The organism is Lysinibacillus canaveralius (assembly GCF_047301505.1).
In the GTDB taxonomy this organism is placed as follows: Bacteria; Bacillota; Bacilli; order Bacillales_A; family Planococcaceae; genus Lysinibacillus_B.
The window spans coordinates 1,161,091-1,186,303 of record NZ_CP154840.1 but is presented as its reverse complement, the minus strand read 5'-3'; the positions used below and the strand labels follow the sequence as shown (position 1 = coordinate 1,186,303).

At 41.7% G+C, this 25,213-nt stretch carries 24 protein-coding genes and 1 pseudogene; 9 read left to right on the top strand and 16 right to left on the bottom strand.

Annotated elements, in window-relative coordinates:
• Positions 1–372: 372 nt before the first annotated feature.
• From AA0Y26_RS05800 to AA0Y26_RS05780, 5 genes are all read left to right on the top strand, one after another.
• Positions 373–1,413: a sulfate ABC transporter substrate-binding protein gene (locus AA0Y26_RS05800; RefSeq protein ID WP_413365948.1), complete on the top strand. Its 1,041-nt coding sequence runs from the start codon at positions 373–375 to the stop codon at positions 1,411–1,413.
• A gap of 235 nt (positions 1,414–1,648) precedes the next feature.
• Positions 1,649–2,470, top strand: coding sequence for a sulfate ABC transporter permease subunit CysT (cysT, locus tag AA0Y26_RS05795; RefSeq protein WP_413365946.1), 822 nt, complete (start codon positions 1,649–1,651; stop codon positions 2,468–2,470).
• A gap of 9 nt (positions 2,471–2,479) precedes the next feature.
• Positions 2,480–3,334, top strand: coding sequence for a sulfate ABC transporter permease subunit CysW (gene cysW / locus AA0Y26_RS05790; RefSeq protein WP_413368072.1), 855 nt, complete (start codon positions 2,480–2,482; stop codon positions 3,332–3,334).
• On the top strand, positions 3,335–4,411 hold the full coding sequence (locus AA0Y26_RS05785) for a sulfate/molybdate ABC transporter ATP-binding protein (RefSeq protein WP_413365944.1): 1,077 nt from the start codon (positions 3,335–3,337) through the stop codon (positions 4,409–4,411).
• An 83-nt stretch (positions 4,412–4,494) separates the two neighbouring features.
• Positions 4,495–4,719, top strand: coding sequence for a DUF2651 family protein (locus tag AA0Y26_RS05780; protein WP_413365942.1), 225 nt, complete (start codon positions 4,495–4,497; stop codon positions 4,717–4,719).
• Between the two features lie 96 nt (positions 4,720–4,815).
• Here AA0Y26_RS05780 and pruA read toward each other — a convergent pair whose 3' ends face one another.
• Positions 4,816–6,360 carry an L-glutamate gamma-semialdehyde dehydrogenase gene (pruA, locus tag AA0Y26_RS05775; RefSeq protein ID WP_413365940.1) on the bottom strand — a complete coding sequence of 515 codons (1,545 nt, stop codon included), beginning with the start codon at positions 6,358–6,360 and terminating at the stop codon, positions 4,816–4,818.
• A gap of 183 nt (positions 6,361–6,543) precedes the next feature.
• Here pruA and AA0Y26_RS05770 point away from each other — a divergent pair, with 183 nt between their 5' ends.
• The 4 genes from AA0Y26_RS05770 to AA0Y26_RS05755 all read left to right on the top strand — a co-directional run bounded on the left by AA0Y26_RS05770 (position 6,544) and on the right by AA0Y26_RS05755 (position 11,059).
• On the top strand, positions 6,544–7,842 hold the full coding sequence (locus AA0Y26_RS05770; protein WP_413365938.1) for a sigma 54-interacting transcriptional regulator: 1,299 nt from the start codon (positions 6,544–6,546) through the stop codon (positions 7,840–7,842).
• Positions 7,843–8,088: 246 nt separating this feature from the next.
• Positions 8,089–9,072, top strand: coding sequence for a proline dehydrogenase family protein (locus AA0Y26_RS05765; protein WP_413365937.1), 984 nt, complete (start codon positions 8,089–8,091; stop codon positions 9,070–9,072).
• Positions 9,073–9,123: 51 nt separating this feature from the next.
• Positions 9,124–10,608 carry a sodium/proline symporter PutP gene (gene putP, locus AA0Y26_RS05760; RefSeq protein WP_413365935.1) on the top strand — a complete coding sequence of 495 codons (1,485 nt, stop codon included), beginning with the start codon at positions 9,124–9,126 and terminating at the stop codon, positions 10,606–10,608.
• A gap of 133 nt (positions 10,609–10,741) precedes the next feature.
• Complete coding sequence (locus AA0Y26_RS05755) at positions 10,742–11,059, top strand: hypothetical protein (protein ID WP_413365933.1); 318 nt, start codon at positions 10,742–10,744, stop codon at positions 11,057–11,059.
• A 41-nt stretch (positions 11,060–11,100) separates the two neighbouring features.
• Here the strand turns inward: AA0Y26_RS05755 and AA0Y26_RS05750 are convergent, their stop codons facing one another.
• From AA0Y26_RS05750 to AA0Y26_RS05680, 15 genes and pseudogenes are all read right to left on the bottom strand, one after another.
• A complete protein-coding gene (locus AA0Y26_RS05750) occupies positions 11,101–11,856 on the bottom strand; it encodes a metallophosphoesterase (RefSeq protein ID WP_413365931.1) in 756 nt (251 codons plus the stop codon).
• Between the two features lie 101 nt (positions 11,857–11,957).
• A complete protein-coding gene (locus tag AA0Y26_RS05745) occupies positions 11,958–12,623 on the bottom strand; it encodes a LysM peptidoglycan-binding domain-containing protein (RefSeq protein WP_413365929.1) in 666 nt (221 codons plus the stop codon).
• A gap of 77 nt (positions 12,624–12,700) precedes the next feature.
• Positions 12,701–14,137 (bottom strand): RecQ family ATP-dependent DNA helicase, encoded by a 1,437-nt coding sequence (locus tag AA0Y26_RS05740; RefSeq protein ID WP_413365927.1) that lies wholly within the window; start codon positions 14,135–14,137, stop codon positions 12,701–12,703.
• A 3-nt stretch (positions 14,138–14,140) separates the two neighbouring features.
• Positions 14,141–15,172, bottom strand: a complete 1,032-nt coding sequence (locus AA0Y26_RS05735) for a helix-turn-helix domain-containing protein (RefSeq protein WP_413365925.1) — start codon at positions 15,170–15,172, stop codon at positions 14,141–14,143.
• 175 nt (positions 15,173–15,347) lie between these two features.
• A pseudogene (locus AA0Y26_RS05730) lies at positions 15,348–15,461 on the bottom strand (alpha/beta fold hydrolase); the annotation flags it as partial.
• A gap of 182 nt (positions 15,462–15,643) precedes the next feature.
• Positions 15,644–16,708: a hemolysin family protein gene (locus AA0Y26_RS05725; protein ID WP_413365923.1), complete on the bottom strand. Its 1,065-nt coding sequence runs from the start codon at positions 16,706–16,708 to the stop codon at positions 15,644–15,646.
• A gap of 43 nt (positions 16,709–16,751) precedes the next feature.
• Entirely contained in the window at positions 16,752–18,068 is a 1,317-nt protein-coding gene (locus AA0Y26_RS05720; protein ID WP_413365921.1) for a hemolysin family protein, read from the bottom strand.
• A 640-nt stretch (positions 18,069–18,708) separates the two neighbouring features.
• Entirely contained in the window at positions 18,709–19,365 is a 657-nt protein-coding gene (locus AA0Y26_RS05715) for a CPBP family intramembrane glutamic endopeptidase (protein WP_413365919.1), read from the bottom strand.
• 20 nt (positions 19,366–19,385) lie between these two features.
• The gene (locus tag AA0Y26_RS05710; RefSeq protein WP_413365918.1) at positions 19,386–19,982 is read right to left on the bottom strand and encodes a TetR/AcrR family transcriptional regulator; all 597 of its coding nucleotides are present in this window, start codon (positions 19,980–19,982) and stop codon (positions 19,386–19,388) included.
• Positions 19,983–20,393: 411 nt separating this feature from the next.
• Positions 20,394–21,425: a dipeptide epimerase gene (locus tag AA0Y26_RS05705; RefSeq protein ID WP_413365916.1), complete on the bottom strand. Its 1,032-nt coding sequence runs from the start codon at positions 21,423–21,425 to the stop codon at positions 20,394–20,396.
• 17 nt (positions 21,426–21,442) lie between these two features.
• The gene (locus tag AA0Y26_RS05700; protein WP_413365914.1) at positions 21,443–22,609 is read right to left on the bottom strand and encodes a DUF819 domain-containing protein; all 1,167 of its coding nucleotides are present in this window, start codon (positions 22,607–22,609) and stop codon (positions 21,443–21,445) included.
• Between the two features lie 105 nt (positions 22,610–22,714).
• Positions 22,715–23,041, bottom strand: coding sequence for a DUF3870 domain-containing protein (locus AA0Y26_RS05695; protein ID WP_413365912.1), 327 nt, complete (start codon positions 23,039–23,041; stop codon positions 22,715–22,717).
• 245 nt (positions 23,042–23,286) lie between these two features.
• Positions 23,287–23,637, bottom strand: coding sequence for a hypothetical protein (locus AA0Y26_RS05690; RefSeq protein WP_413365910.1), 351 nt, complete (start codon positions 23,635–23,637; stop codon positions 23,287–23,289).
• Positions 23,638–23,645: 8 nt separating this feature from the next.
• Positions 23,646–23,837: a hypothetical protein gene (locus AA0Y26_RS05685; RefSeq protein ID WP_413365908.1), complete on the bottom strand. Its 192-nt coding sequence runs from the start codon at positions 23,835–23,837 to the stop codon at positions 23,646–23,648.
• A 736-nt stretch (positions 23,838–24,573) separates the two neighbouring features.
• Entirely contained in the window at positions 24,574–25,194 is a 621-nt protein-coding gene (locus AA0Y26_RS05680) for a hypothetical protein (RefSeq protein ID WP_413365906.1), read from the bottom strand.
• Positions 25,195–25,213 lie beyond the last annotated feature (19 nt).

The following is a 25,213-nucleotide window of genomic DNA, read 5'->3' as shown; positions in this document are numbered from 1 at the left end:
TGTTTCGAGCTTGTGCCTATTTTGTCGATCCCAATTCGACATAACATAGCGATACACCGTCCAAAGGAGCAAATTCCTTCTTTTTTCATTTTATCCTACTCATATAGCTGTTATTTTGTACATGGTAATTTTACCGTTATAACGAAGGTTTGTTTACTACCTTTCTAACATCAAACAGTAAAATATACCTGAAATATTTTTTTATTTAAATTCCTTGTTGACTGATAGGTTATGTTTGATTTAAAGTTTTCGTAAGCTTAAATGAGTGGCTAGCACTTAACAAGCAATTTAATATGCTGATCAGACAACTGAAGGCAGAATGTACTCTATGTGTACATTCTGCCTTTTTAATTTCACAAAGGAGTGGAGAAAATGAAAAAAAGTAAAAATTGGTTATTTTCCGCATTGTTATTGATGGCTGCATTACTATTAAGCGCATGCGGAGAGGAAGACACAACAATCGAGACATCAGCCGGTTCTTCTAAAGACATTGAATTATTAAACGTTTCCTATGATCCGACACGTGAACTTTACGATGCATTCAACCAAGAATTTTCAAAGCATTGGGAAGAAGAGACTGGACAGAAGGTAACAATTAACCAGTCTCATGGCGGGTCAGGAAAACAGGGGCGCGCAGTCATTGATGGATTAGAGGCGGACGTTGTTACATTAGCGCTCGCTTACGATATCGATGAAATTTCTCAGGCTCGCGACCTATTGGACAGCAATTGGCAGACTGAGTTTGAAAACAATTCGACACCTTATACTTCCACAATTGTTTTTCTTGTCCGAAAAGGAAATCCGAAAAACATACAAGACTGGGATGATCTAGTAAAGGATGGCGTATCTGTTATTACACCAAACCCTAAGACATCCGGAGGGGCTCGGTGGAATTATTTAGCCGCTTGGGCATTTGCGAAGGAACAATTTGGTGATGATGAAGCGAAAATCAAATCGTTCATCAAGGATTTATATGGCAATGTTGAAGTACTTGATTCCGGCGCACGCGGAGCAACGACTACATTTGTAGAACGAGGGATTGGAGACGTGCTCATTGCTTGGGAAAATGAAGCCTACCTATCATTAAATGAACTAGGCAAGGATGAATTTGAAATTGTGACACCATCACTGAGCATCCTTGCGGAACCGCCTGTAGCTGTCGTTGATAAAATCGTTGATAAAAAAGGAACACGCGAAGTCGCTCAAGCATACCTTGAGTATTTGTATACGGATATCGGTCAGGAAATAGCTGCTGAAAACTATTACCGCCCGCGTAACGAAGAAATTCTTGCAAAGTACGAAGACCAATTCCCAATACTGAAGCTAGTCTCGATCGAAGACTTCGGTGGCTGGAAAGAGGCACAGACAACCCACTTTGCTGACGGTGGAACATTTGACGAAATCTACGAGTAGGTATCAATTGATTCGAATGTTATAGACACCACTTATTGTTTCCCTAGCTATGTTTCACATCATTTGTGATTTTCATAGAAAGCTGTTCCTCTAATCGTGCCTTTGCATGAAAAAAGACACCCCCCCGTCTCCCTTTCAGGCACTGGCACGATGGGGCATTTTCACTCGCTGCATGACTCCTTTACCGGGGCATGCTTCTACATACGAAATTTGTATTCAAGCAGGAGGTGTTCATATGAAAAATAAGCATGCCAATATCATTCCCGGCTTTTCATTATCGCTCGGCTACACACTGCTCTATGTCAGTATTCTCGTACTGCTGCCTGTTGCGATGATTTTTTTCAATACACTATCTATGAGCTGGGAGGAGTTTTGGGATACAATTACACACCCCCGTGTCGTTGCCTCCTATAAATTAAGCTTTGGAACAGCACTTGCAGCCGGGCTGCTGAATGTCGTATTCGGGACAATGATCGCCTGGGTACTAACCCGCTACCAATTTCCGTTTAAGCGGATTGTCGATGGGTTAGTCGACCTGCCTTTTGCGCTGCCGACTGCTGTAGCCGGTATTGCTTTGACGACATTGTATTCACCCAATGGATGGCTCGGTCAATTTTTCAGCTTTAAAATTGCATTCACGCCAATCGGCATTATTATTGCGCTGACATTTATCGGCCTGCCGTTCGTCGTACGGACAGTGCAGCCCGTTCTGCAAAATTTCAGCCAAGAAGCGGAGGAAGCTTCAGTGAGCCTCGGGGCTAACCGCTTCCAGACATTCACAAAAGTCATTTTCCCAGAGCTAATGCCTGCCATTTTGACAGGATTTTCTCTTGCCTTTGCCCGAGCGCTTGGCGAATATGGATCAGTTGTCTTCATCGCGGGCAATATGCCGATGAAAACGGAAATCACACCGCTTATTATCATGACCAAACTAGAGCAGTACGACTATGTCGGGGCAACAGCTGTGGCGACTGTGATGCTTGTGATTTCATTCATCTTACTGCTGCTCATCAACTTCATCCAATGGTATACAAATCGAAAGTTTTTACCGAGCTAAGGAGGGATTATCATCGATACAATACAGTCTAAAACACGCAGGGCGACCGAAGAACCACGGTTTGTGCGCATCGCCCTGACGTCGATCTCTCTATTGTTTTTGGCGGTGTTTCTTGTAGTACCGCTTGTCTCCATTTTCATTACCGCCTTTCAAAAGGGCTGGGAAACATACGTGGCATCTATTACGCACCCGGATGCGTTAGCAGCTATCAAGCTCACACTGCTCGTAACCATTATCGTTGTGCCGCTTAATACAATTTTCGGTATTGCTGCTGCCTGGTGCATTACGAAATTCTCTTTTAAAGGGAAGAACCTGTTAATTACATTGATTGACCTTCCATTTGCTATCTCCCCTGTTATTGCGGGTCTAACGTTTATTTTATTATTCGGGGCTCAGGGGCTGTTTGGCGAATGGCTGCTTACAAATGATATAAAAATTGTGTTTGCACTGCCAGGTATCATCCTTGCAACCTTATTTGTCACACTCCCTTTTGTCGCACGTGAACTCATTCCTTTAATGCAGACACAAGGTACGACAGATGAAGAAGCTTCTATTTCTTTAGGAGCAAGCGGTTTTAAAACGTTTCTCTATGTAACACTTCCCAATATTAAATGGGGGTTATTATATGGAATGATTCTATGTAACGCACGTGCAATTGGGGAGTTCGGTGCCGTATCCGTTGTGTCAGGACATATTCGCGGCATGACCAATACGATGCCTCTTCATATTGAAATTTTATACAACGAATATCAATTTGCTGCTGCTTTTGCTGTTGCTTCGCTAATGTCGATTTTAGCAATCGTCACAATCATTATTAAAAACATCATTGAATGGAAATCGGGTCTACAAGGAGGAGGTCATTAAATGGGGATTTCAATTGAAAACGTATCAAAATCATTTGGCAGCTTTCAAGCTTTGCAAAACATCTCACTAAATATTGAATCAGGAGAGCTCATCGCCCTGCTTGGCCCTTCCGGATCCGGGAAAACATCCCTGCTGCGGATTATTGCCGGGCTGGAAGGCCTTGATGAAGGCGCCATTCTCTTCGACGGCTCCAATATTACAAACGTCAACCCTAAAGAGCGGAACGTCGGCTTTGTCTTTCAGCATTATGCGCTGTTCCGTCATATGACGGTATTCGATAATGTCGCATACGGCTTAAAAGTACGGCCGCGGAAAACCCGCCCTTCCAAGGAGGCGATCAAGCAAAAAGTAAATGAACTGCTCAGCCTCGTCAAGCTTGAGAATTTTGCAGACCGCTATCCGTCCCAGCTTTCAGGCGGGCAGCGGCAGCGCGTTGCCCTCGCTCGGGCGCTTGCAGTAGAACCAAAAGTGCTGCTGTTAGATGAGCCATTCGGTGCACTCGATGCCAAAGTTCGTAAGGAGCTGCGTCGCTGGCTCAGAAAACTCCATGATGAATATCACATCACAAGTATCTTTGTGACACACGATCAAGAGGAAGCACTTGATGTGGCGGACCGTATTATCGTCATGAATGGCGGGAAGATCGAGCAAATTGGTACTCCTGAAGAGGTATACGAAAATCCTGCAAGCCCGTTCGTCTATGACTTTTTAGGAAACGTTAATCTATTCCGGGGGCGCCTTCATAACGGTACCCTTACACAGGGGACATTTACTATGCAGGTCTCAGAGGATTTACAAGATACTACCTACGATGAGGCCGTCGGCTATGTCCGACCGCATGATATTGTCCTTGAAAAGGAAAAACCTGCTATAGATACAGTTGCTGCTACAATTACACATATCCACCTTGTCGGTCCTAATGTCCAGGTGGAGCTGAAGCGTCAGGATGAAGAAGAATATTTAGAAGCTGCCTTATCAAAGGAACAGTTCCGCTCTCTCGCCTTGCAAAAGGGCGATATCGTATATGTTCGGCCAAAGCAGCTGAAAGTCTTTGTTCCAGAGGATTTTTCAATTTAATAATTTTAAAGCCCGGAAAGATAGATTTCCGGGCTTTAATATTTGTAATTTTATGGTAATATGATAACAGGAGGCAAGGAACAATGGAATTTCTATTTGTACTAATCATTTGTCCGTTGATTGTTGTTTTATTATCCATCTTCGGAACCTTTTTATTTAATAAGTGGTTCGTTGCCCCGGTTATCACCTTTATTGTATTAACCATCCTGACATTTACCCTTTTTAATGAAACTTTTTTCTTTTGGGTGATCATCTTTACTAGTTTATCAATTATTGCGAGTTTACTTGGACGAGGCATAAGAAAATAACGCCCTTGTTAATTTCATTATGAAAAACCGCAGGCATGCCTCTTTAAGGCCTGCCTGCGGTTGATTGCTGTAAAAATCTATTTATTTAAGAGGGGATTACAGCATTTCAGATGTTGTTTTCGCCTGCATATGCAGTGTTAAATAGTCAGGACCGCCTGCTTTAGAGTCCGTACCTGACATGTTGAAGCCGCCGAATGGCTGGTAGCCAACGATTGCACCTGTACAGCCGCGGTTAAAGTAAAGGTTTCCAACATGGAATTCTTCGCGTGCATACTCTAGGTGTTCACGATTTTTCGTAATAACAGCCCCTGTTAGACCGTATTCTGTATCGTTTGCGATGTCAATCGCTTCTTCAAACGTATCCGCTTTCGAAATAGCGACTACCGGCCCGAAGATTTCCTCTTTCATAATACGCGCTGATGGGTCAACGTCTACAAATACAGTCGGCTGTACAAAGTACCCTACTGAATCATCTGCTGTTCCACCTGCTACAAGACGGCCTTCTTGCTTACCAATTTCGATGTATTCTGAAATTTTGTTAAATGCGTTTTGGTCGATAACTGTTGCCATGAAGTTTGTCGGATCAGTTGGGTCCCCTACCTTCAATTCCTTCGTTAGCTCTGTTACGCGTTCTACTACTTGGTCGTAAACATCTTTCACAATAACAACACGTGAACAAGCTGAACATTTCTGACCGGAGAAGCCGAACGCTGATTTGACGATCGATTGTGCAGCTAATTCCAAATCCGCTTCCTTATCCACTACAATCGTGTCTTTACCGCCCATTTCTGCAATCACACGTTTGATCCAGATCTGGCCTTTGTTTAGAACAGATGCACGCTCATTGATACGCAGACCAACATCACGCGATCCTGTGAAGCTGATAAAGCGTGTTTTCGGATGATCTACTAGGTAGTCTCCTACTTCTGCGCCGCTGCCTGGAACAAAGTTGACAACACCCGCTGGTAAGCCTGCTTCTTCTAATACTTCAATGAATTTATAGGCAATCACCGGTGTTGTAGAAGCCGGTTTTAATAATACTGTATTCCCTGTCACAACAGCAGCAACTGTTGTACCCGCCATGATAGCAAACGGGAAGTTCCATGGTGAAATGACAATCCCAATACCAAGAGGAATATAGTCGTAACGGTTATATTCACCTGGGCGGCTTTCCACAGGACGGCCATCCTTCATTAACAGCATTTGACGGCCATAGTATTCCAGGAAGTCGATTGCTTCTGCAGTATCTGCATCTGCTTCATTCCAAGGCTTTCCTGCTTCCTTCGTCATTAACGCCGAGAATTCATGCTTGCGGCGGCGGATGATAGCCGCTGCCTTGAATAGAACGTCCGCACGGATTTCAGGCTTCACCTTTTTCCATGTTTTGAATGCTTTTTCAGCTTCCTGCATCGCTTTTTCTGCAAGCTCCTGATTTGCTTTTGACACACGTCCGATCAGCTGCTTTTTATCAGCAGGGTTATAGGACTCAATTTTATCTTCAGTCGTAATACGTTCTCCACCAATGATTAATGGGAAGTCTCCGCCAAGCTCTGCTTCCACTTTTTTTAATGCATCCAAATAATCTTGCTTATTTTTCTCTACTGAAAAATCCGTAAATGGCTCATGTTTGTATGGAATCATACGTATCCTCCTTATATTCCATGATAATGCAAAGATATTTTGCATATACCAGATTAATATACTTACATTCTGCAATACCTAGTTGCATAAATCAACATTTTTTTGCACAATTCTAAAAAATAATGGTTTGAGGGGCTGCCCATGTTAGAATGAACTGTAAGGAATGAAGGAGCGAGATTTTTTATGAATAAAGACGAATTTATTGAACTTTATGAATTCATGGGAGAGCAAATCAATACAGGAATTTGCGCCATCGACGAATCGGGCCATATTCTTTTTTATAATAAAAAGATGCGGGAAATGAATGGACTGTCTGAACAAGAGGAGCAACAACGGCTTGCATCCGAACTGTTGGATGTAGACCTCGAGCAGGACCTTTTGCATCAGGTAATGGCTACAAGGGAACCCGTTCTCCGAGTGAAGCATACTTTTTGGAATCATAACGGAGAAGAAATTTCGATGATCAGTGATTATCGTCCCTTCATCACGAAAAGCGGAAAATGCATTGCCGTGCAATTCGCACGCGATGTGACACAGCAGGAATTTTTGATGGACCGTCCGCTTAGCCGCTACGGCGCTCCGCTGACATTTGATATTATCACCGCCGTCTCACGCTCGATGAAGCAGGTGATCCAACAAGCTAAAATTGCAGCAATGGGCAGGATTCCCGTTATGCTGATTGGTGAATCGGGTACGGGCAAGGACATGATCGCTGAAGGAATCCACCATGAATTGAAGGAGCCGAACGAGCGCTTCATTACATTGATCTGCCGCAGAAATGAAGAACCGTTAATCCGGCAGATTGAAAAATACATTGCTGGAAGCCAGAACTATACCTTTTTTGCCGAACGCATTGAATATTTATCCATGGATGCACAGGAGCGCATTACCGAATTGCTGACTGCCCATGCAGAGCGTAATCATGTATTTATCGCAAGCATTGGCACGGATCCGATTGATCTGATCCAGCAGGGCCGGCTGTCGAAAAACCTTTACTATCTATTTTCAAACTTAACGATTCAAGTACCTGCCCTCCGAGAGCGACGGGAAGACATTATGCCATTCGTTGAAGACTATTTTGCACGCAGACGGATTAATTTTGGCGTCCGGGTACAAGGACTTGCCCCAAAAGTGCAGGAGCTTTTCATGAACTATGATTGGCCCGGGAATTTAAAAGAACTAGAGGTTTTGCTTGATGATATCAGCAGTCTCCTGACAACAGAAGAATATGTTGAACTTCATATGCTTCCCGCTTATTTCAAGTGGAAAACAAAGCAGCAAACGCTCTTGGAGGATGGTAATACAAACATGTTTGCCTTTCAGGAAAAACAAGATCTCCGCCCTCTTGATGAATATATGCGCGAGGTCGAAGATTACTACATCACAAGAGCATTGGAGCTGCATGATGGCAATATTTCACAAACTGCCCGCACACTTGGCCTTCACAGGCAAAGTCTCCAATACCGTCTTCGAAAGAAATAGTTATCCAGCCTGGTCATTATTGCCAGGCTTTTATGTGCAAAAATATTTTGCACATTGTTGTTTCACAGATCTTTTTACATAAAAAAAATATATTACAAAAAATTTTTTTGAGGTGAAATCCCTTACAAAACCTCACTTTGTACGAAAATAAATCTAGTAGTCTGAAAAATTATTATTTTCTTTTTTATTTTTTTGTCTTATACTCACATCAAGATTTACATTTACTTGTATGCGGAGGAAGAAAAAATGGCGTTAAAAGACTTTTTTATTTATTTATCCGAGAATAGAACGCTGAATCATGCAGCACAGCGATACGGTTTGCGACTCGGGGCGCAAAATGTCGTTGCAGGTACTAATTTAGACGAGGCTATCGAAAGCATTAAAGAACTAAATCGTCACGGTATTTCTTGTACAGTCGATAATTTAGGGGAATTTGTTTTTGAAAAAGAGGCAGCTACAGCAGCTAAAGAGCAAATTCTGGCGGTAATCGAACGCATCCATAGCGAGCAGATTGATGCTCACGTTTCCTTAAAGCCATCACAGCTTGGTTTAGATATTGATGTGGAATTCTGCTACGAAAACTTAGAGGAAATCGTCTCACTTGCTCATCGTTACGGCATTTTTGTTAATTTCGATATGGAAAACTATGCCCGCCTTCATACATCTTTCGATTTACTTGAACGTTTAAGTGAATCGTATGACAATATCGGGACAGTAATCCAGGCATACTTCTTTGAATCAGTCGAAAATATCGAGAAGTATAAAAACTATCGCCTACGTATCGTAAAAGGTGCCTATAAGGAAGACCCGAGTGTCGCCTATCAGTCAAAGCTGGAAATTGATCAAAAATTTATTGAGCTGATCGAATATCATTTACTCCATGGTAAGTTCACATCTATTGCAACACATGACCATAATGTCATTGATCATGTAAAGAAATTTGTGAAAGAACACAACATTTCAAATGACAAATTTGAATTCCAGATGCTATACGGCTTCCGTAAAGAAATGCAGCTTGCCCTTGCAAAAGAAGGCTATCAGTTCTGCACATACCTGCCATTCGGTAATGACTGGTACGGATACTTCATGCGCCGTTTGGCAGAGCGTCCGCAAAATTTAACACTTGTCACAAAACAAGTGTTTAATAAGCGCACAAATACGCTTCTCGGAGTTGGAGCAGGTGCTTTCTTATTAGGCCGTGCCACAAAGCGGGCTAAACAGAAAAAGTAAGAGTTTCAGGGGATTATTGAGTTTACGTCTTAAAAAACTGGGGGTTTTATTATGTCAGATCATGGGTTTCAATTATTGGCAATCGGTATTTATATGGTTGCGATGCTTGTCATCGGCTGGTATGCATATAAAAAGACGAGCAATTTATCGGATTACATGCTGGGGGGCCGGGGGTTAGGCCCAGCTGTTACTGCCTTAAGCGCAGGGGCTGCAGACATGTCTGGCTGGCTGCTAATGGGACTGCCAGGTGCAATTTACGCCTCTGGTCTTGTAGAAGCCTGGATAGCTATAGGTCTGACAGCGGGGGCCTATTTAAACTGGCTGTTTGTCGCACCGCGTCTTCGTGTTTATACACAGGTAACAAGGGACTCAATTACGATTCCAAGTTACTTGGATAACCGTCTGCGTGACACAACGAAGCTGCTGCGTATTGCTTCAGGGATTATTATTTTAGTATTCTTTACGTTCTATGTATCATCCGGAATGGTATCCGGCGGTAAATTCTTTGAAAGTTCATTCGGCTATGATTACCATACGGGACTTCTTGTTGTTTCTGCTGTTGTAGTAGCTTACACATTATTTGGCGGCTTCCTGGCAGTTAGTTACACGGATTTCCTTCAAGGCTTAATTATGGTGATTGCACTAATTGCTGTACCAGCCTTTGGGATTTTCCTAACGGGCGGCATTGGAGATACGATTGATTCTATTAAAGCCGTGAATTCCGAGCATTTAAGTCTGCTGCCTGCGACAGCGACAGCGGCGGGAATTATTTCTTCCGTTGCATGGGGGCTTGGCTATTTCGGCCAGCCGCATATTATCGTTCGTTTCATGGCCATCAGCTCTGTTAAGGAAACAAAAAGTGCACGCCGCATCGGTATTGGCTGGATGATTTTTAGTCTAGGTGGGGCCATCTTGACAGCTTTAGTTGGTGTTGCTTACTTCCAGCAGCAAGGACTAACGTTGAATGATAAGGAAACAGTCTTCATTGTACTAGGACAAATCATCTTCCATCCATTCATTGCCGGGATTATTCTAGCAGCCATCTTAGCAGCTGTGATGAGTACAATTTCTTCTCAGCTGATCGTAACGTCTTCTGCCCTTATCGAAGATATTTATAAGGCGCTGTTTAAGAAGGATGCAACAGATGCCCATTATGTTCTGGCTGGACGAATTGCGGTATTAGCCGTAGCAATTTTTGCAGCGGTTATCGCCTGGAATCCAGAAAGCTCGATTCTCGATCTTGTCGGCTTTGCCTGGGCAGGATTCGGTGCTGCATTTGGACCGGTTATTTTATTATCACTTTACTGGCGCAAGCTGACAAACATCGGTGCGCTTGCCGGTATGGTGAGCGGAGCAGTTGTAGCATTTATCTGGGGAAAATCCGAACATTTAAGCGATATGCTGTATGAAATTGTGCCGGGCTTCTTTATCTGTCTACTTGTAGCCGTTGTAGTGAGTCTTGCTACTTATAAGCTAAATCCAGAAATCGAAGAAGAATTTACAGAAACAGAACGCCTATTGAAGGCAGAGAAATAAGGAAAGGAGCAGTCCATAGGGCTGCTCCTTTTGTTTTGCAGGCAGATTGATTCGTAAGCCGCCTTTCTATTTTACCTGTTTTTACCTATAGTAGAGATAGATACCTTTTATACATAAAGAAGGGAGAAAACCAATGTGGGCACAGATCTATGATATTGTCATGTTTCTATTAGTTTTCATTATGCTATCCTATCGCCTAGTCAAACATAAGGAAAAAATTAAAAAGCTGTCCTGGCTTCAGCTTATTGGGGCGGCTCTCCTTTATGCAGCGGCCATTGCTATCGCTGTCTTCATTATTTACGGGACAGGTAAACTAATAAAACCGTTCGAGCTTCCTGGATTTATATACTGGACAATTTATATTTTCATCATTCTCTTTGCATTGGTTCTCAGCAATCTTCTTATTCAGAAAGTGCTTCCCCGGCTGATGAAGGACAATCGTGCAAACTAAAAAAAGGCTGGGGATTTACCTCCCCAGCCTTTTCACCCCTTTTATTCTTCTTCACAAATCACCTTAATGACATGGCATTCCGGCTTTGCCATGAGACGCAGCGGCAATAGAGTTGTACCGTACCCATTGCTGATTAATGTCGGCACACCCTCCCGCATTGTGTATGAGCCGTGCGGGTGCATACCGAGCTTGCCAAGCCGTATTTGACCACCGTGGAGATGTCCGCCCATCATCAATGCTGGCTTATGAATTGGATATGCTTGATTAAATACTTGCGGATTGTGTGAAATGAATAGCGTCACATCGCCTTCCTTACATTTCGCAAGCGCATCCTTGAAACTGTATTGCTTTTGGGATGTGTCATTAATAGCACTGATCCATGTGACATTTGAACGGTTTGGCAGCTGGACTGCATCATCTTCCACTATGGTCACTCCGTACTTTCTAAATAAGGAGAGAAGATTGCCTTCTCCCACTTCTCTATCATTATTGCCCCATACAAAATAAATCGGGCCAAGAGACTGCAGTCTTTGCAGATTCATTTCTATTTGCGGAATGGATACTCGCTTGTCAGCGAAATCTCCGCCGATAATGACAGCTTCTACCGGTTCAATTTGTTCCAGCATTTTTTTATTAATTTTACGGTTATGCACATCCGCTATGAAAAAGATCGAGAATCGATCCTCTTTTCCGCGGGCATGCACGATATGTCTGCGTATATTGTTTTCATGCGCTTCCCTTACCATGTAAAAGATGAAAAGAAGCGCGGCGAAAAACATTCTGGCAATGGATCTCAATTGGCTTCCTCCTAACCATTAGAAAAAGACGTCTCCGCTAAGGTTCCGTCTTTTTTCATTATTATACTTATTCACCTGTAAAATGGTTATCCTGTTTCACTCTATGGTAAAATCAACGTTTGTCCAACTTGGATTGATTCTGAAGCCATGCCGTTTGCTTGTTTAATCTTTTCTACTGCACTTGGATCATTATAATAATTCATTGCAATACGGTAAAGTGTTTCGTTGGATTTTACAGTATGTGTTCTTTTTGGCTTAGCTGCCTCTTCCTTGGCTTTTTGTTCAGCCGCTTTTTTTGCAGCCTCTTCCTTTGCCTTTTGCTCAGCAGCCTTCTTCGCAGCTTCCTCTTTTGCCTTTTGTTCAGCTGCTTTTGAAGCTTCAGCCGCTGCTGCTGCCTGTGCTGCTGCTAGTTCTTTTTGCTTTTCATCAGAAATATCTACTGTATCAGAAGAAGTATCCTTTTCATCTTTCTCTTCCTCATCGTCCTCTACTACAGCCGCTTTAGCTGTCGTGTCGTTTTTCTCGACTTGAACAACCTCATTATTTTGTTCGACTGTTTCTACTGGACTATCAGGCTCGTACAAGAAATTAACATACAATAATACCAGTGATGGTATAAAAATGAAGATTACAAGTAAACTAGATATAAGTGGATTTTTGCGTTTTTTACCTTTTTGTTTTGACCGGGATGCTCTAGACTGGAAACCTTCCATTTCGATTTCCTGACGATCTTCCTCTATTTTTTCGCGATAGTCTTCTTTCGCCATATCATTACCCTCCAAACTTCGCCATCTATGTTCATATTATGACGAAATTTGCGGAAAATGTAAACGGGTACGTATGCTCAAATATGCCCAAATAATAATTTTTGCAGCCGCTCGTCCCATGTCATTTGCGCCTGTTTCGTCACTTTTCTGCGTGGCCCAATTATCTTATCAATCTCTAATCCACATTCGGTACAGCATACTTCCTGGGGCTTTATGAGTGTTTGCCCAAAATATTCTACTAGTTTTGCCCGCATACACGTAGAAGTATGGATAATATTTGCCATCTCCCGTACCGCTGTATGCTTATTTTCTTCCATATTTAAGAGACGCCGTTTTACAGCTTCCTGAGGTTCCTGCTGCATCCAGTAATCAAGTACACGGAATGCCGTCTCGGATATTCCATCCCCGTTTAGCATTACATTTGGATTTTGCTGTATTTGTCGGTAGGCGGCATATGCATCTACATGCATTGTCTTTGGCAAGTCCTCGATGGCGACATACCGGGCATAGTGTTCATCACCATCTGCATATAGCAATATGGCCAGTGCATCCTTCCCATCTCGCCCTGCACGCCCAATCTCCTGCATATAGTTGGACACATTCGCAGGCATGGACTCATGAATGACCTGTCGGATATCGTCTTTATGCACCCCCATGCCAAATGCATTCGTCGCTGCAATCCACTCCACATCATTCTGGATGAATTGCTGCTGGATGAACTGTCGGTCTTCTGCATCTTTTCCCGCATGATAACTTGCCGCTCGTATGTTATTTTCAATGAGCAGCTGACTAAACTCATCGCAGCGTTTGCGCGATGACATATATACAATACCCGGTCCCTCCGTGTTTTTAACATGCTCTAAAATCCATTCCTGCTTCTCTTCCTTTTTATCAAACACATATTTAGCAAGCTTAATGTTCTCCCGGTTTACATGATGGATGAATTCATATGGCAGTTTCATATAAAGATACTTCTTGATGTCCTCCAGCACGGAATCGGTCGCTGTCGCTGTCAAGGCAAGAATCGGCGGTCTTTTTTCTCCAAGGATCTCTCCAATACGTAAGTAGTCCGGCCGGAAGTCAAATCCCCACTGGGAAATACAATGCGCCTCGTCCGCTACAATCAATGACAGCTCCATTGATTGCAGCCGCTGTCTTACCTGAGGCTGTGTCAGCATCTCAGGAGAGGTAAAAATGAAGCGATATTCGTGCAGGAAGTGCAGTGCATATGTCTTTTCATTCGGCGATAAAAAAGAGTTAAGTGCCACAACCCGTTTCTCCCCGCGCTGCCGCAGCTGATCAACCTGGTCCTGCATGAGCGATAAAAGCGGCGAAACAATCAGTACCGGTTTATTAAACATGTAACCAGGAAGCTGATAGCACATCGACTTCCCCATTCCTGTCGGCAGGAGCGCAACACAATCGCGCCCTTCCATCAGCTGCTCGATGATTTCCTTTTGCCCTGGACGGAATTCGTTATAGCCAAAGATTTCCTGTAGTTTTTGTTCCAGCATTCCCTACACCTCCCCTTTTGCCAGCGCGAGCCGGATTTGAAAGTACGATAAATGCGGCAGGGCGTCATGCAGTACCTTTAGCTTCTTCGTTGCATACATACTAACCGCCTGCTGTACGGCTTGGTGCTGTTCACGCGAAATGAATGGCGTAATATCAAAAGTCGGTTCATTCATCGCCAGCTCCACCAGATGATCCTCAATCGTACTTACCTTCAGGCGCCGCATTGCACTAATTTGTTTAAGCGAATAGCCCTGTTTATACATTTGAGCAGTCTGATCAGCAGAGCCCGTCAGTACATTATCGATTCGTATAGTTTCCATAAGCCTCGATAAGTAAATAAAGCGTTCTTTATTTTGATAGATTATATCAAGCCACTGATGCAGTGCACTAATGAACAGCAGCTGGCAGTCAAGCTCGGAAAGCTCATGCTCAAAGCTTAGCTGCTGCCATGGGACTCCGGTTACGCCAACACCTGTCAAACGCTCGACCAGCAGCTCCTTTTGCAATGTCGAAAGCCCGCCCCGTTCCATACTTGTCTTTAGTTCATTAAAAAGCGTCTGCTGAAGCGCACCCGAATGAAAATCACTTTCTAGTAAAAACCTGCGGCACCACCCTTGGATTTCCTCATTGCGCTGAATCGGTACAAATGCCCTGATCCCTGCCGACTGGTTCGACAGACTCTGCACAATCAAAGACAGCCGTCCGTAGAATATGTGCTCGTTGCCCTGATAGTGCCACCCGTCAAAAAATATCGGTGTAAGCTTCTCTGCCTGCTCAATCCCGCTTTCTGTTAACGCAAAATAACCGTTGTCATCGGCCTTAATCCATCCTTCTGCACGCAGGCCGTTCACCCCGTCCTCAAACGTAGGACGCGCAAGCTTCCGCAAGATCCCGAAATACGGATACAGCTTGAAAATCCCTACATCCTGGATCGTCTGACCTGACCGCTTTCCTCTAAGCAGATGATACGCTGCATTGATTGTCCGCTCGTTATTTAATTTATAGAAAATATGTAAAAGAATTTGTCGTAGCATCAAATCAAATCCCTCGTTTTTTGTAGTGTTCTGTTGAAAAGTATACAGGGAAAACGGAGAAATGGGTATCTTGGTGCGGAGAATGGGCCAAATTAAAAACTTACAAAAAAAGAGCTGCATCTCAGGTTTCTAACTCGTGCATAAATTTCATTGGATTGTTTTCAATTACCTAAACACCATGACCTCGCAGATCTACTACCAGCACAATAAATTGCTTGCGGTATGTGCAAATTTGCTTGTACCAAATAGTTGAGCTGCCGCCAGCCCCGTGCACTAAAATACCCCCCATTATGACGCAGGATGTATTTTATAATGCAACAAGCACTTTTCATTCTTTGATTATTTAATTTATAGTATCATGACGGAAAGCAGCACGTGATGGTTTTTATATATATTCTCATTTATCTCGATGTTTTTTTACTAAAAAAGAAAGAGCACTTAAACAGATTATCCTGTCTAAGTGCCGTTTTATTATGTTGTATAAACGATATCCCCATCATCTTCATCATGAATTTCGCCGACGATTTCCGATAAAATATCTTCCATTGTAACAAGTCCTATAATAACACCTTTACCATCTGTTACAACGGCCATATGCCTGCGTGTTTGCTGCATTTTCAAGAAAACCTCTTTAATGGCTGTAGAATATTTAAATCGCAGGATGTCATGAATAAAGGCTGTCCCATCATTCGAGCGCCCCGCTGCAATATCCGTTAACATTTCCTTTGTATTGATAACGCCAATCACATCATTCTTCTTTTTCGTAACATCAATGACCGGATATCGTGTATAGCCGAATTCTTCGATGACAGCCACCATTTGCTCCAGTGTTTGCTGCTTTTCTAACATTACCATCTCCGAGCGAGGAATCATAATATTCTCTAATTGACGAGAATCGAAGGCAAAGATGTTCTCTAAATAATCAAGTTCCGTTTGATTGATTTCGCCGCCTTCATAACTTTGCGTCACGATCATCTTCAACTCTTCTTCTGAGTACACTTCGTCATGCCCTGCCGGCTTTACACCAAACCCCTTTAATAAAAGCTGAGCTGAACCATTTAATATCGCAATAAAAGGCTTTGACACTTTTCCGAACCAATAAAGCGGGGGTGCCAGCAGCAGCGTCATTTTATCAGCATACTGGATCGCTAACGTTTTCGGCATTAATTCCCCAAGCACTACATGTAGGAATGTGACCACGGATAAAGCAATCGCATAAGACAATGCTGTTGAAAGTGCTTCACCTAACTGTAAAGTATCAAATACCGGTGCCAGCATTTTTTCCACTGTCGGTTCACCAAGCGCACCAAGAATAAGCGCTGTAACTGTAATTCCTAATTGACATGCCGATAAGTAATAATCGAGATTCTGTGTTACTTTTTTTGCAATAACCGCTTTTTTATTTCCTTCTGATATCAGCTGGTCAATTCTTGACATACGCACTTTTAAAATCGCAAACTCTGCACCTACAAAAAACGCAGTCAGCAAAATGAATAATGCAATTAACGCTAAATTTAGTATAATCATTCCGTCCAATACATTCCCTTATGAAAAGGGATTCACCTCCATTAAATACCCGCTATTGTTTAAGAACATTTTGCTTGAAAACTACTTCTTTAATTTGGTATTTGTCCACTTCACCAATCACCCATACATGATTACCCTGTTGAATTTCGATACCTTGGGTTACTTCTGCTTCAATGGCTAACCCTGCCTGAAGAGCCCAGCCGCCAATTGTATCAATCTCTTCACTATCATCAAACTCAATGCCAAAGCGATCTTCTAGATCTTCCAGCAGCACACGGCTATTAATGATATATTCGTTTTCGCCCGTCTTCCGGATTTCATCTACTTCATCCTCGTCAAATTCATCCCGGATTTCACCTACAAGCTCCTCCAAAATATCTTCCATCGTTAAAACACCTGCAGTCCCTCCATATTCATCTATCACGACCGCAATATGCACACGTTCCTCCTGCATTTTCAACAATGCATCCTGAATCGGAGTTTGTTCAAATACAAATGGTATTGGACGGACAAAATCCGTCAAATTCGTTTGTCGTTTCGTTACGATGCGGCTCAGCAGCTTATTGGCATTGACAAAGCCGATAATTTTATCCTTATCATTTTCTTCAACAACCGGATAACGGGTATACCTATGTTCATCCAAAATTGAGACAATTTGCTTTGTTTCCATATCCCGGTCAATCGTAACGATTTCCGTACGGGGAACCATAACATCCTTTACAACGTGCTCATCAAATGCAAATACATTTTCCATGTATTCCAATTCCTCTTTATCAATTTCCCCGCCCTGGAAACTTTGTGCCATGATTATTTTCAGCTCTTCTTCCGAATAAGCTTGGTCTTCACTAGCTGACTTCACACCCACTGCACGTAATAATAGGCGCGATGTACCGTTTAGTGCTTTAATAAACGGATACATGACTTTACCAAAATAGTAAAGCGACGGAGCTAAGAGTAATGTCATTTTTTCAGAGAACTGAATCGCTAATGTTTTAGGTGCCATTTCCCCGATTACTACGTGTAAATAACTTACGATAGCAAGCGAGATACCATAAGATAATACATTCATCACGGTATCCGGCGTATTTAACCATTCGAATACGGGATACATCAATTGTTTGACATAAGGCTTTGTGAAAGCACCCAGACCAATCGCTGTAATGGTAATACCTAATTGACAAGCGGATAAATAATAATCAAGATCACTTGCTACTTTCTTGGCAATGACAGCCTTTTTATTACCTTCCACAATCAGCTGGTCGATTCTTGATTTACGGATTTTGACAACAGCAAACTCTGCTGCTACGAAAAATGCTGTCAGCCCTAAAAAGACAATTAATAAAATGATATTCAATATACTCGAGTCCAATATGTTCCCTCACGTCGAGGGATTCACCTCCATTATTTTTCTTATAAACTCTGAATTTTCATACTTTCAAAAGGTATATAAAACTTATACGAAAACCAGCACGTTATGGTTTCATAAAAATCATATATTTTTTTCTTTTTAACTATTTACCACAAAAGTCACAATTATTCTCCACTCATTACACATTATTTCAGCTAACCGTATCGGCTTTCGTTACTAATTCTCTTACCGATTAAATTAGGGCATAAATTTATTATCACATGCCTTTTACCATATGACTGCCCATCAATAAGCGCATCGCTTCGTGAACTGCTTCAAGAAGATCTAGTGCAGTAATAGAGGCTGAAATATTTCAGGTGGCTTTCATGCGCAGTAGAAGCATAAAAAATCCTCCCCAAAAACTGTACTGCCATTCTTAATTGAATAGCTCCACCGCTTCTTGTAAGAGAGGATTAATCTTTTTATACGATTTCCACCGCTTCCCCAATATGCTTTAAATGCGTCGGCGGGACAACCCGTCTAAATAAGTAACGAAAGTTTGGAGGCAGCGCCGCAACCTCGGCTGCTGCCACCGGGGAATAGAGGACTCTGATATTCGCTAAACATGCAATATCTAATGTAAATAAAAAGAGGCTTCACTCTACATAGTAGGCGGTACGTAAATATTCAAGAATGTTAATACAGTTACATTCCCTATATCTACAATAAAATGGGAGAGAATAATATAACGTAAACTCTTCGTTTTTAAATAGGTAACCGCCCATACGATTCCTGCTGCTGATAAATATAAATACAAATGATAAGACTTACTTGCATAGGAAAATACTCCCCACATTAATGGATGGCTAATAACGAAAAGCAGGGTTGTATATAAAACAGCAAACCATTTAGGAAATTTAGTTAATAAGCCATCTAGTAAAACACCGCGCCAATAGTATTCCTCAAACCAAGGATTAATGAAAGCAAACATTAACCAAAAGATAATTAACCAAATCGAATCAAACAAATGATAACTCATTATAAGGATTGTTAATGGAAACATTCCGACCAGCATTGTGATGGTTACCCAAAAAGGAGCTTTCTTTGATTTTTTAAACCAGTCACCCAGGCTTTTATCCCCTTTAAAAGCCCATATAAAAAGACCAAGTAAGCTCCAATATACTATCGCCAGCGGAATCCACGCCCATCCTCCAATGAAATGATTGAAAAATACAGCGGTCAAAAACCCTAGTAATATAATGAAAAATGGTGAAATGAATAGCCACCAAAACCTTACATTCTGATTGTTTATTAGCATTTCAAACCCCTTCCAACTTATTATTTAAAAATTTTCATAATCAAATCTGCTTCTGGAATCGGACATTGACTCCACTGCAACTTACTAACGGAAAAACCTTGGATGAAGGCATAGTAACTAACCGCTAGCTTTATTGGATCCTCCTGAATGATTTCATTGCACTGTTGACCCTCTATAATTAACGGGACTAAGCAGTTAACCGGTGACTTATATTCCGGTGAAGACAAAAGTTGTTGTACTTCTTCGGGAACGGCATCGGATGTGCTTGCTTGAATCATTATTAAAAATAATAAGATTTGATCTCCCTCTGTTAAACTTTGGAGGATCTGTTCTGTCATCCATTTAATTTTGTTTAATGGCGTTCCTTCTTGAAGATATGCCTCCTCTATAATCTGAACAGCACTTTCCGCAGCTCGTTGCACTAAAAGCGTAAAAATTTCTTCCTTCGACTTAAAATAATGGTATACAAGCCCATGACTCAACCCGGCTTCTTTTGCTATTTCACTAATTTTTGCTGCAGCCATTCCCCTTCTAGAAAACACCTTTAATGCAGCTATTAATATTTGTTCACGTCTTTGATCGCGTAACTCTAAATTTTGAATTTCAGTCCTCGGCATGTTCAAACCCCTTTTAGATTGATTAGTCAGTCAATATAAAAATAAAATACATAACAAATTTTGTCAAATGTTTCATAGTCATAAATTGGTATATAGACTTAAGCATTACAATCTACCTTTATGACGAAAAGGGTGGTTATTCCATAACCATTCATTTCACGAAAACAAAAATCCAGTTTTCTCATGAAAGTAAACTGGATTTCATCTAGGTTCTGTCCTCAGTAACTGTATGGTGATGATACTACCATCTGTCCATTTAGCATGTTATACGCCAAAGGTTTTAAATCATAAAGCAGGCAATCAGGGGGCTAAAAGAATATAAGCACATAGAAAACCCCCTCCCCCAGAATCGTACCGCTTTTCTTAAATGAATAGCCCGCCAGCGTCTGGGGAGAGAGGATGTCTCATGTATTATATAATTTCAACCGTTTCGCCAATATACTTTAAGTGCGTCGGCGGGGCCGCAAGCCATAGTGGTGCGTCCAAATCAAAGTAGCGGATATTCGGGTGGGCTGCTGCAACCTGGGCTGCTGCCGCCACGGAAATAGAGGATTCCATCATACTGCCGATCATACAGGCAATGCCTTTTGCTTCTGCGATGCTTGCAATCTTCATCGCCTCAGCGATCCCGCCGCATTTCATCAGTTTAATATTAAGCAGATCCACATAGCCGCCTTCGATAAGCTTCATTGCATCCTTTGTTGAAAAAACACTTTCATCCGCCATAATCGGTGTAGACACATGATCCCGGACATATTTCAGTCCGTCTAAATCCCATGCTTTTACAGGCTGTTCGATAAACTCTATGGGGTACGCAAGCTCCTCGAACTGACGGATCAGCCTCACTGCTTCTTTCGGTTTCCAGCCCTGATTGGCATCCAGCCGCAGCGTAATGGTTTTAGGCACAACCGCCAAAATCGCCGCCATCCGCTTGACGTCCATTTCTGCATTATCGCCGACTTTAATCTTCAGTACAGAGTAGCCCGCTTCCACCGCTTTTTTTGCTTCCTCCTGCATCTTTTCAACTGTATCAACACTTACTGTCATGCACGTAGATATTTTTTTACAGCCGCCTAAATAGGAGGAAATGGATATGCCGGCTTGATTGCAATATGCATTATGCAGCGCAATATCGGCAGCCGCCTTTGCACTCGTATTTCCTACACAGCACGCCTGTACTGTTTTCAGCAAATCATTCAGCTGTCTAATATCTTTTCCAATTAAATTAGTACGAATCGGCCCGACTAAAGCCGCTTCAATGCTTTCCCGAGATTCTCCTGTAATGACAAAAGTAGGCGCTGCTGCACCGATTCCTGTTGTCCCGTCTTCCAGTAAAATCTCCACAACAATATTTTCAATCTGTTCGACTACGCGCAGCGCTGTTTTAAAAGGCTTCGTTAATGGTATGATTTCTTTTTTTACAAGCAGTTCTTCGATTAACATCGCTCACTCCCCCTTCTTTATAAAATCGATAACACTTTCGCAATGACAATCCCGAAATACGTACCAAGGAATGATCCCATCAGCGCCATAATGACACCAACCGGAATAAGTGCTTTATTATAGGCAGCAGCAAGCATAGGGGCAGATGCCATCCCGCCGATATTCGCCAAGCTTGCAATTCCTAACGTAAATAAATCGTATTTAAATAACTTTCCTAGCAGCAGCATGACAACTAAATGGACACCCATGATCAAGAAGCCGGAAATAATATAAATCGGTGCCTGTGCGATATTGGAAAAGTCCGAATGTGAAGCAATTAATGCAACGACAATGTACAACATAACATTCGAAATATCGAACGTTCCTGGAATACGTGACAGTGGTGTCAGCGCTAAAATCAATCCTAGTACAGACGCAATAATAATCGTCCACGTCGTACCGTTGATGACGTCCCCAACTTCAGGCAATAGTCCGCCAAAATAGTTTGACAGCGAGGAAACTAATAAACCAATGCCCAGTAAATATAAAATATGCTCAAATTTTGCCCCTTGTTCATCAGCCGTAATATTGTCTGTATTCACATCTAAATTGTTCATATAGCTGGACGTATCTGCCTTTGTCCACTTATTGAAACGGTCTGCAAATGGCACAAGCCAGAACATGAACATGACCCACACAGCATAGTTAATCGTATCCATCATAAGCGCATAGCCGAAAATCGTTTCCGGCACTTCCAAAATACTTTGCAGCGCTACCATGTTTGCTGACCCTCCTGTCCAGCTTCCTGCCAGCGCACCAAACGCCTTCCACGTATCATCCACGTAAAATGACTGCAGCACAGCATACACAATGACAAACCCTGCGGCAATACTGACAACCGCAACCGCAAAAGCGCCTAATATTCTCGGCCCTAATTTAATGACTGTACGGATATCACATTTTAATAGCATTAAAAATAGCATCGCCGGCAGCAGTGCCCACCGCACATTGTTATACGCCGTCTCTGTCGATTCGTTTGACTCAAAAGCCCCAAACGTCTGTAATAACGCGGCACCGATATAAATTAATACAATCCCCGGAATGAACTTAAAAAACTTCGACTTCCCAAACCTCTTTTCAATAAAAACCATCAGCGCTGCCAACGCGACAAGCACACTGATATACATAAACCCATCCTGAATCATTAACAGATCCCCCTTCATGCTGAAAATATGGTGTATGATGTCATGATCATTTTTCCTAACAAAACAAAAAATCCAGTTTACTTTTGAAAGTAAACTGGATTTCACCTAGGTCGATGTAGGCAAAGCAGTAATCTGATTATATTTTCGCTGCACATCCTTTAGTGCAACAATTAACGCTTTTTGTGAGGAGCCGAAATAACGGTTTTGAATCTCCTGGATTATCTTCTCGTCACTAATCCGCCGATTCACCAGGATAGAACGGATAAACTTAACCGTCAGCTCCACAGTAGCCGAACAGTCCACATCCACGATAATCCCGTTTGTCCGGTCCACTGCAACTCCTAAAAAGAACTGATTGTATTGTTTGGAAATCGGATTATTCTGCGGCACCTGCGCATCTCCGATCATATAAATCACTTGATCATGAAACATTTAGACACACCCTTTAAAAACGAACCTTGCACAGCTAAATATGACGGCGAGACAACCTCGGATTCATACTCATGTACAAGCGAGCTTTTTTGTATTATACCAATTGAGGGAATGTTCTTTCAACTTGTTTTTTGGAGATTACTTATAATTGAGAGATTTAATGGTTCAGGTCTTGCTGGTAATTGGCACTGTTCATATTTGAACAGCTGTCTATTTAAAGGTTTCTGTATATAGAAAGCTCAAATTCAGAAATCCACTTTAATTATTTCCCCGGTAACCGTACGAAAAGTGACACTCTCCCCCGTCCACTCAACCTCTTCTACCCCTAATGCTTTCAGATCATCCATTTGGTCCTCATGAACCCAAAAGGATACTTTTTCACTATTTAATTTTTTCAACACTATCGGGAAAAGTGTTGGCTGATAAAAGTTGTAATGGTAATAGGTCTCTCCCCAGGAATCATTTCTATGCTCAATGACCACCGTTCTGTGTTCTATCGGAGATTCAATGGAATCTACAGAAATGTGCAAGGAAAAGTAAGCCAACCAAAGCCCAATGATCCCTACTACACCTACAACCGATACGACAAATACCAATATTACATTTACTTTTTGCGTGCCAGCGAACAGATAAAGGAAAGCAATGTAAGAACGGCAAGCAGTAAGTAAGTGTGCCCGCTGTATACAAAAAAGGAGAAATAATAGCCGAAAATTCTTAAGAGGTATGTAAGTAATACAAAGGCGAGCACGAAAACAAAGAGAACGGCTGCAGGATTTTTCGAGGATTTTAGATGCATTGTTTTACCTCCTGACAGGATTAACCTTATTTATCTGGAACGATAATTTGGAGGGGAGGGTTCTGTAGCTAATGCTTTACAGTACAATTATTTAATCGGCTTTTCTAGATAATTAATGAGCAAATTGGAGAGCTTAGACAATTAGTTAGATTAATTTACAGATGAAATATCCCTATTAGTGTAGGAGCAGGTAACGACCTACATATAGGGAATATTAAAACACACAGTGATTTAAGTTAAAGAGACTTAGCCTAAACCCGCACGATTACAGCTCAAGATTGATAAAGGCACTTAAATTTGCCTTCTTGATAGGAAGCAGCATTAAGTGGAAATTATACATTGTACAATACGGAAGATACTAGTCATTGCCTTTAATACGTTGCTATCGAAGCAATTAGTCTTTAGTAACCATGAAAACAGACTGATACCACCAACAAATATTCGGAAGTATATTCCATACATTAAAATTAAATACGGAGTGAAGGAAATCACAACACATTAGCTACGGCATGCGCGCTATTAGTTGCTATTTGAAGTTAGTGCTAGGATTAAGAAATTTAGGATTGGCTGAACCACGGGGATGTACAGACTACTATGAACATTTACGATCAGGTTGCAAAAAGGTTAAATCCGGAACAATACAGAAATTTATGGATTATTTAGTTTTCTAAAAAAACACTGGCACCTACAAATTAATAGGGTGCCAGTGTTTCTATTGATTATTTACTCGACAAGTTTATATTTTATTCCAAATATACATAAACTGTGCAGCCTCAGATTGTAATGCAATCCTGTGGTCATCATTCAGCTTTTCATCAAATATAAGTTTACCTTTTTGTACATTCAGTACTGCATATGTTATGTCATCACTATGCTCTTCAGTGAAGATTGATTCACTTAGTAATGTTAATGCCGATCTACATCGGATTTTGTCCACTTTCTCTTTTTGTCCCTTAAAAAATAACTTTATTAGAAATGCTTTACCTTCTATAATTAGACCTATTTCAGGACTAGATCTAACTGCTAATTCTTCACTGTACCAGGTAGCTTTACCAGGTTCAAACCACTTGACTTCCTTATTTCTAAAAAATTTCAAATATGCTTTAATAGCGTCTGTGTAATTTTTTTGCTTAGCTTGAGGTATTTCATCAATTAATGAAACCAAATAATCCTCTGTTCGATTATGTTCATGATAAAGTCTAATTCGATCGCGAAGTGGCTTCCAATAATCTTTTGATGGATGGTAATCATCTTGATACTTGATTTTTTTCACTGTATTAGTCTTGGCAGTACTCCCTTTGAATGTATAATCAAGAAATTGAGTTAATCCAATAGATACATTAGTTGCTATAGACATTTAATCACCCCCTGTAGTT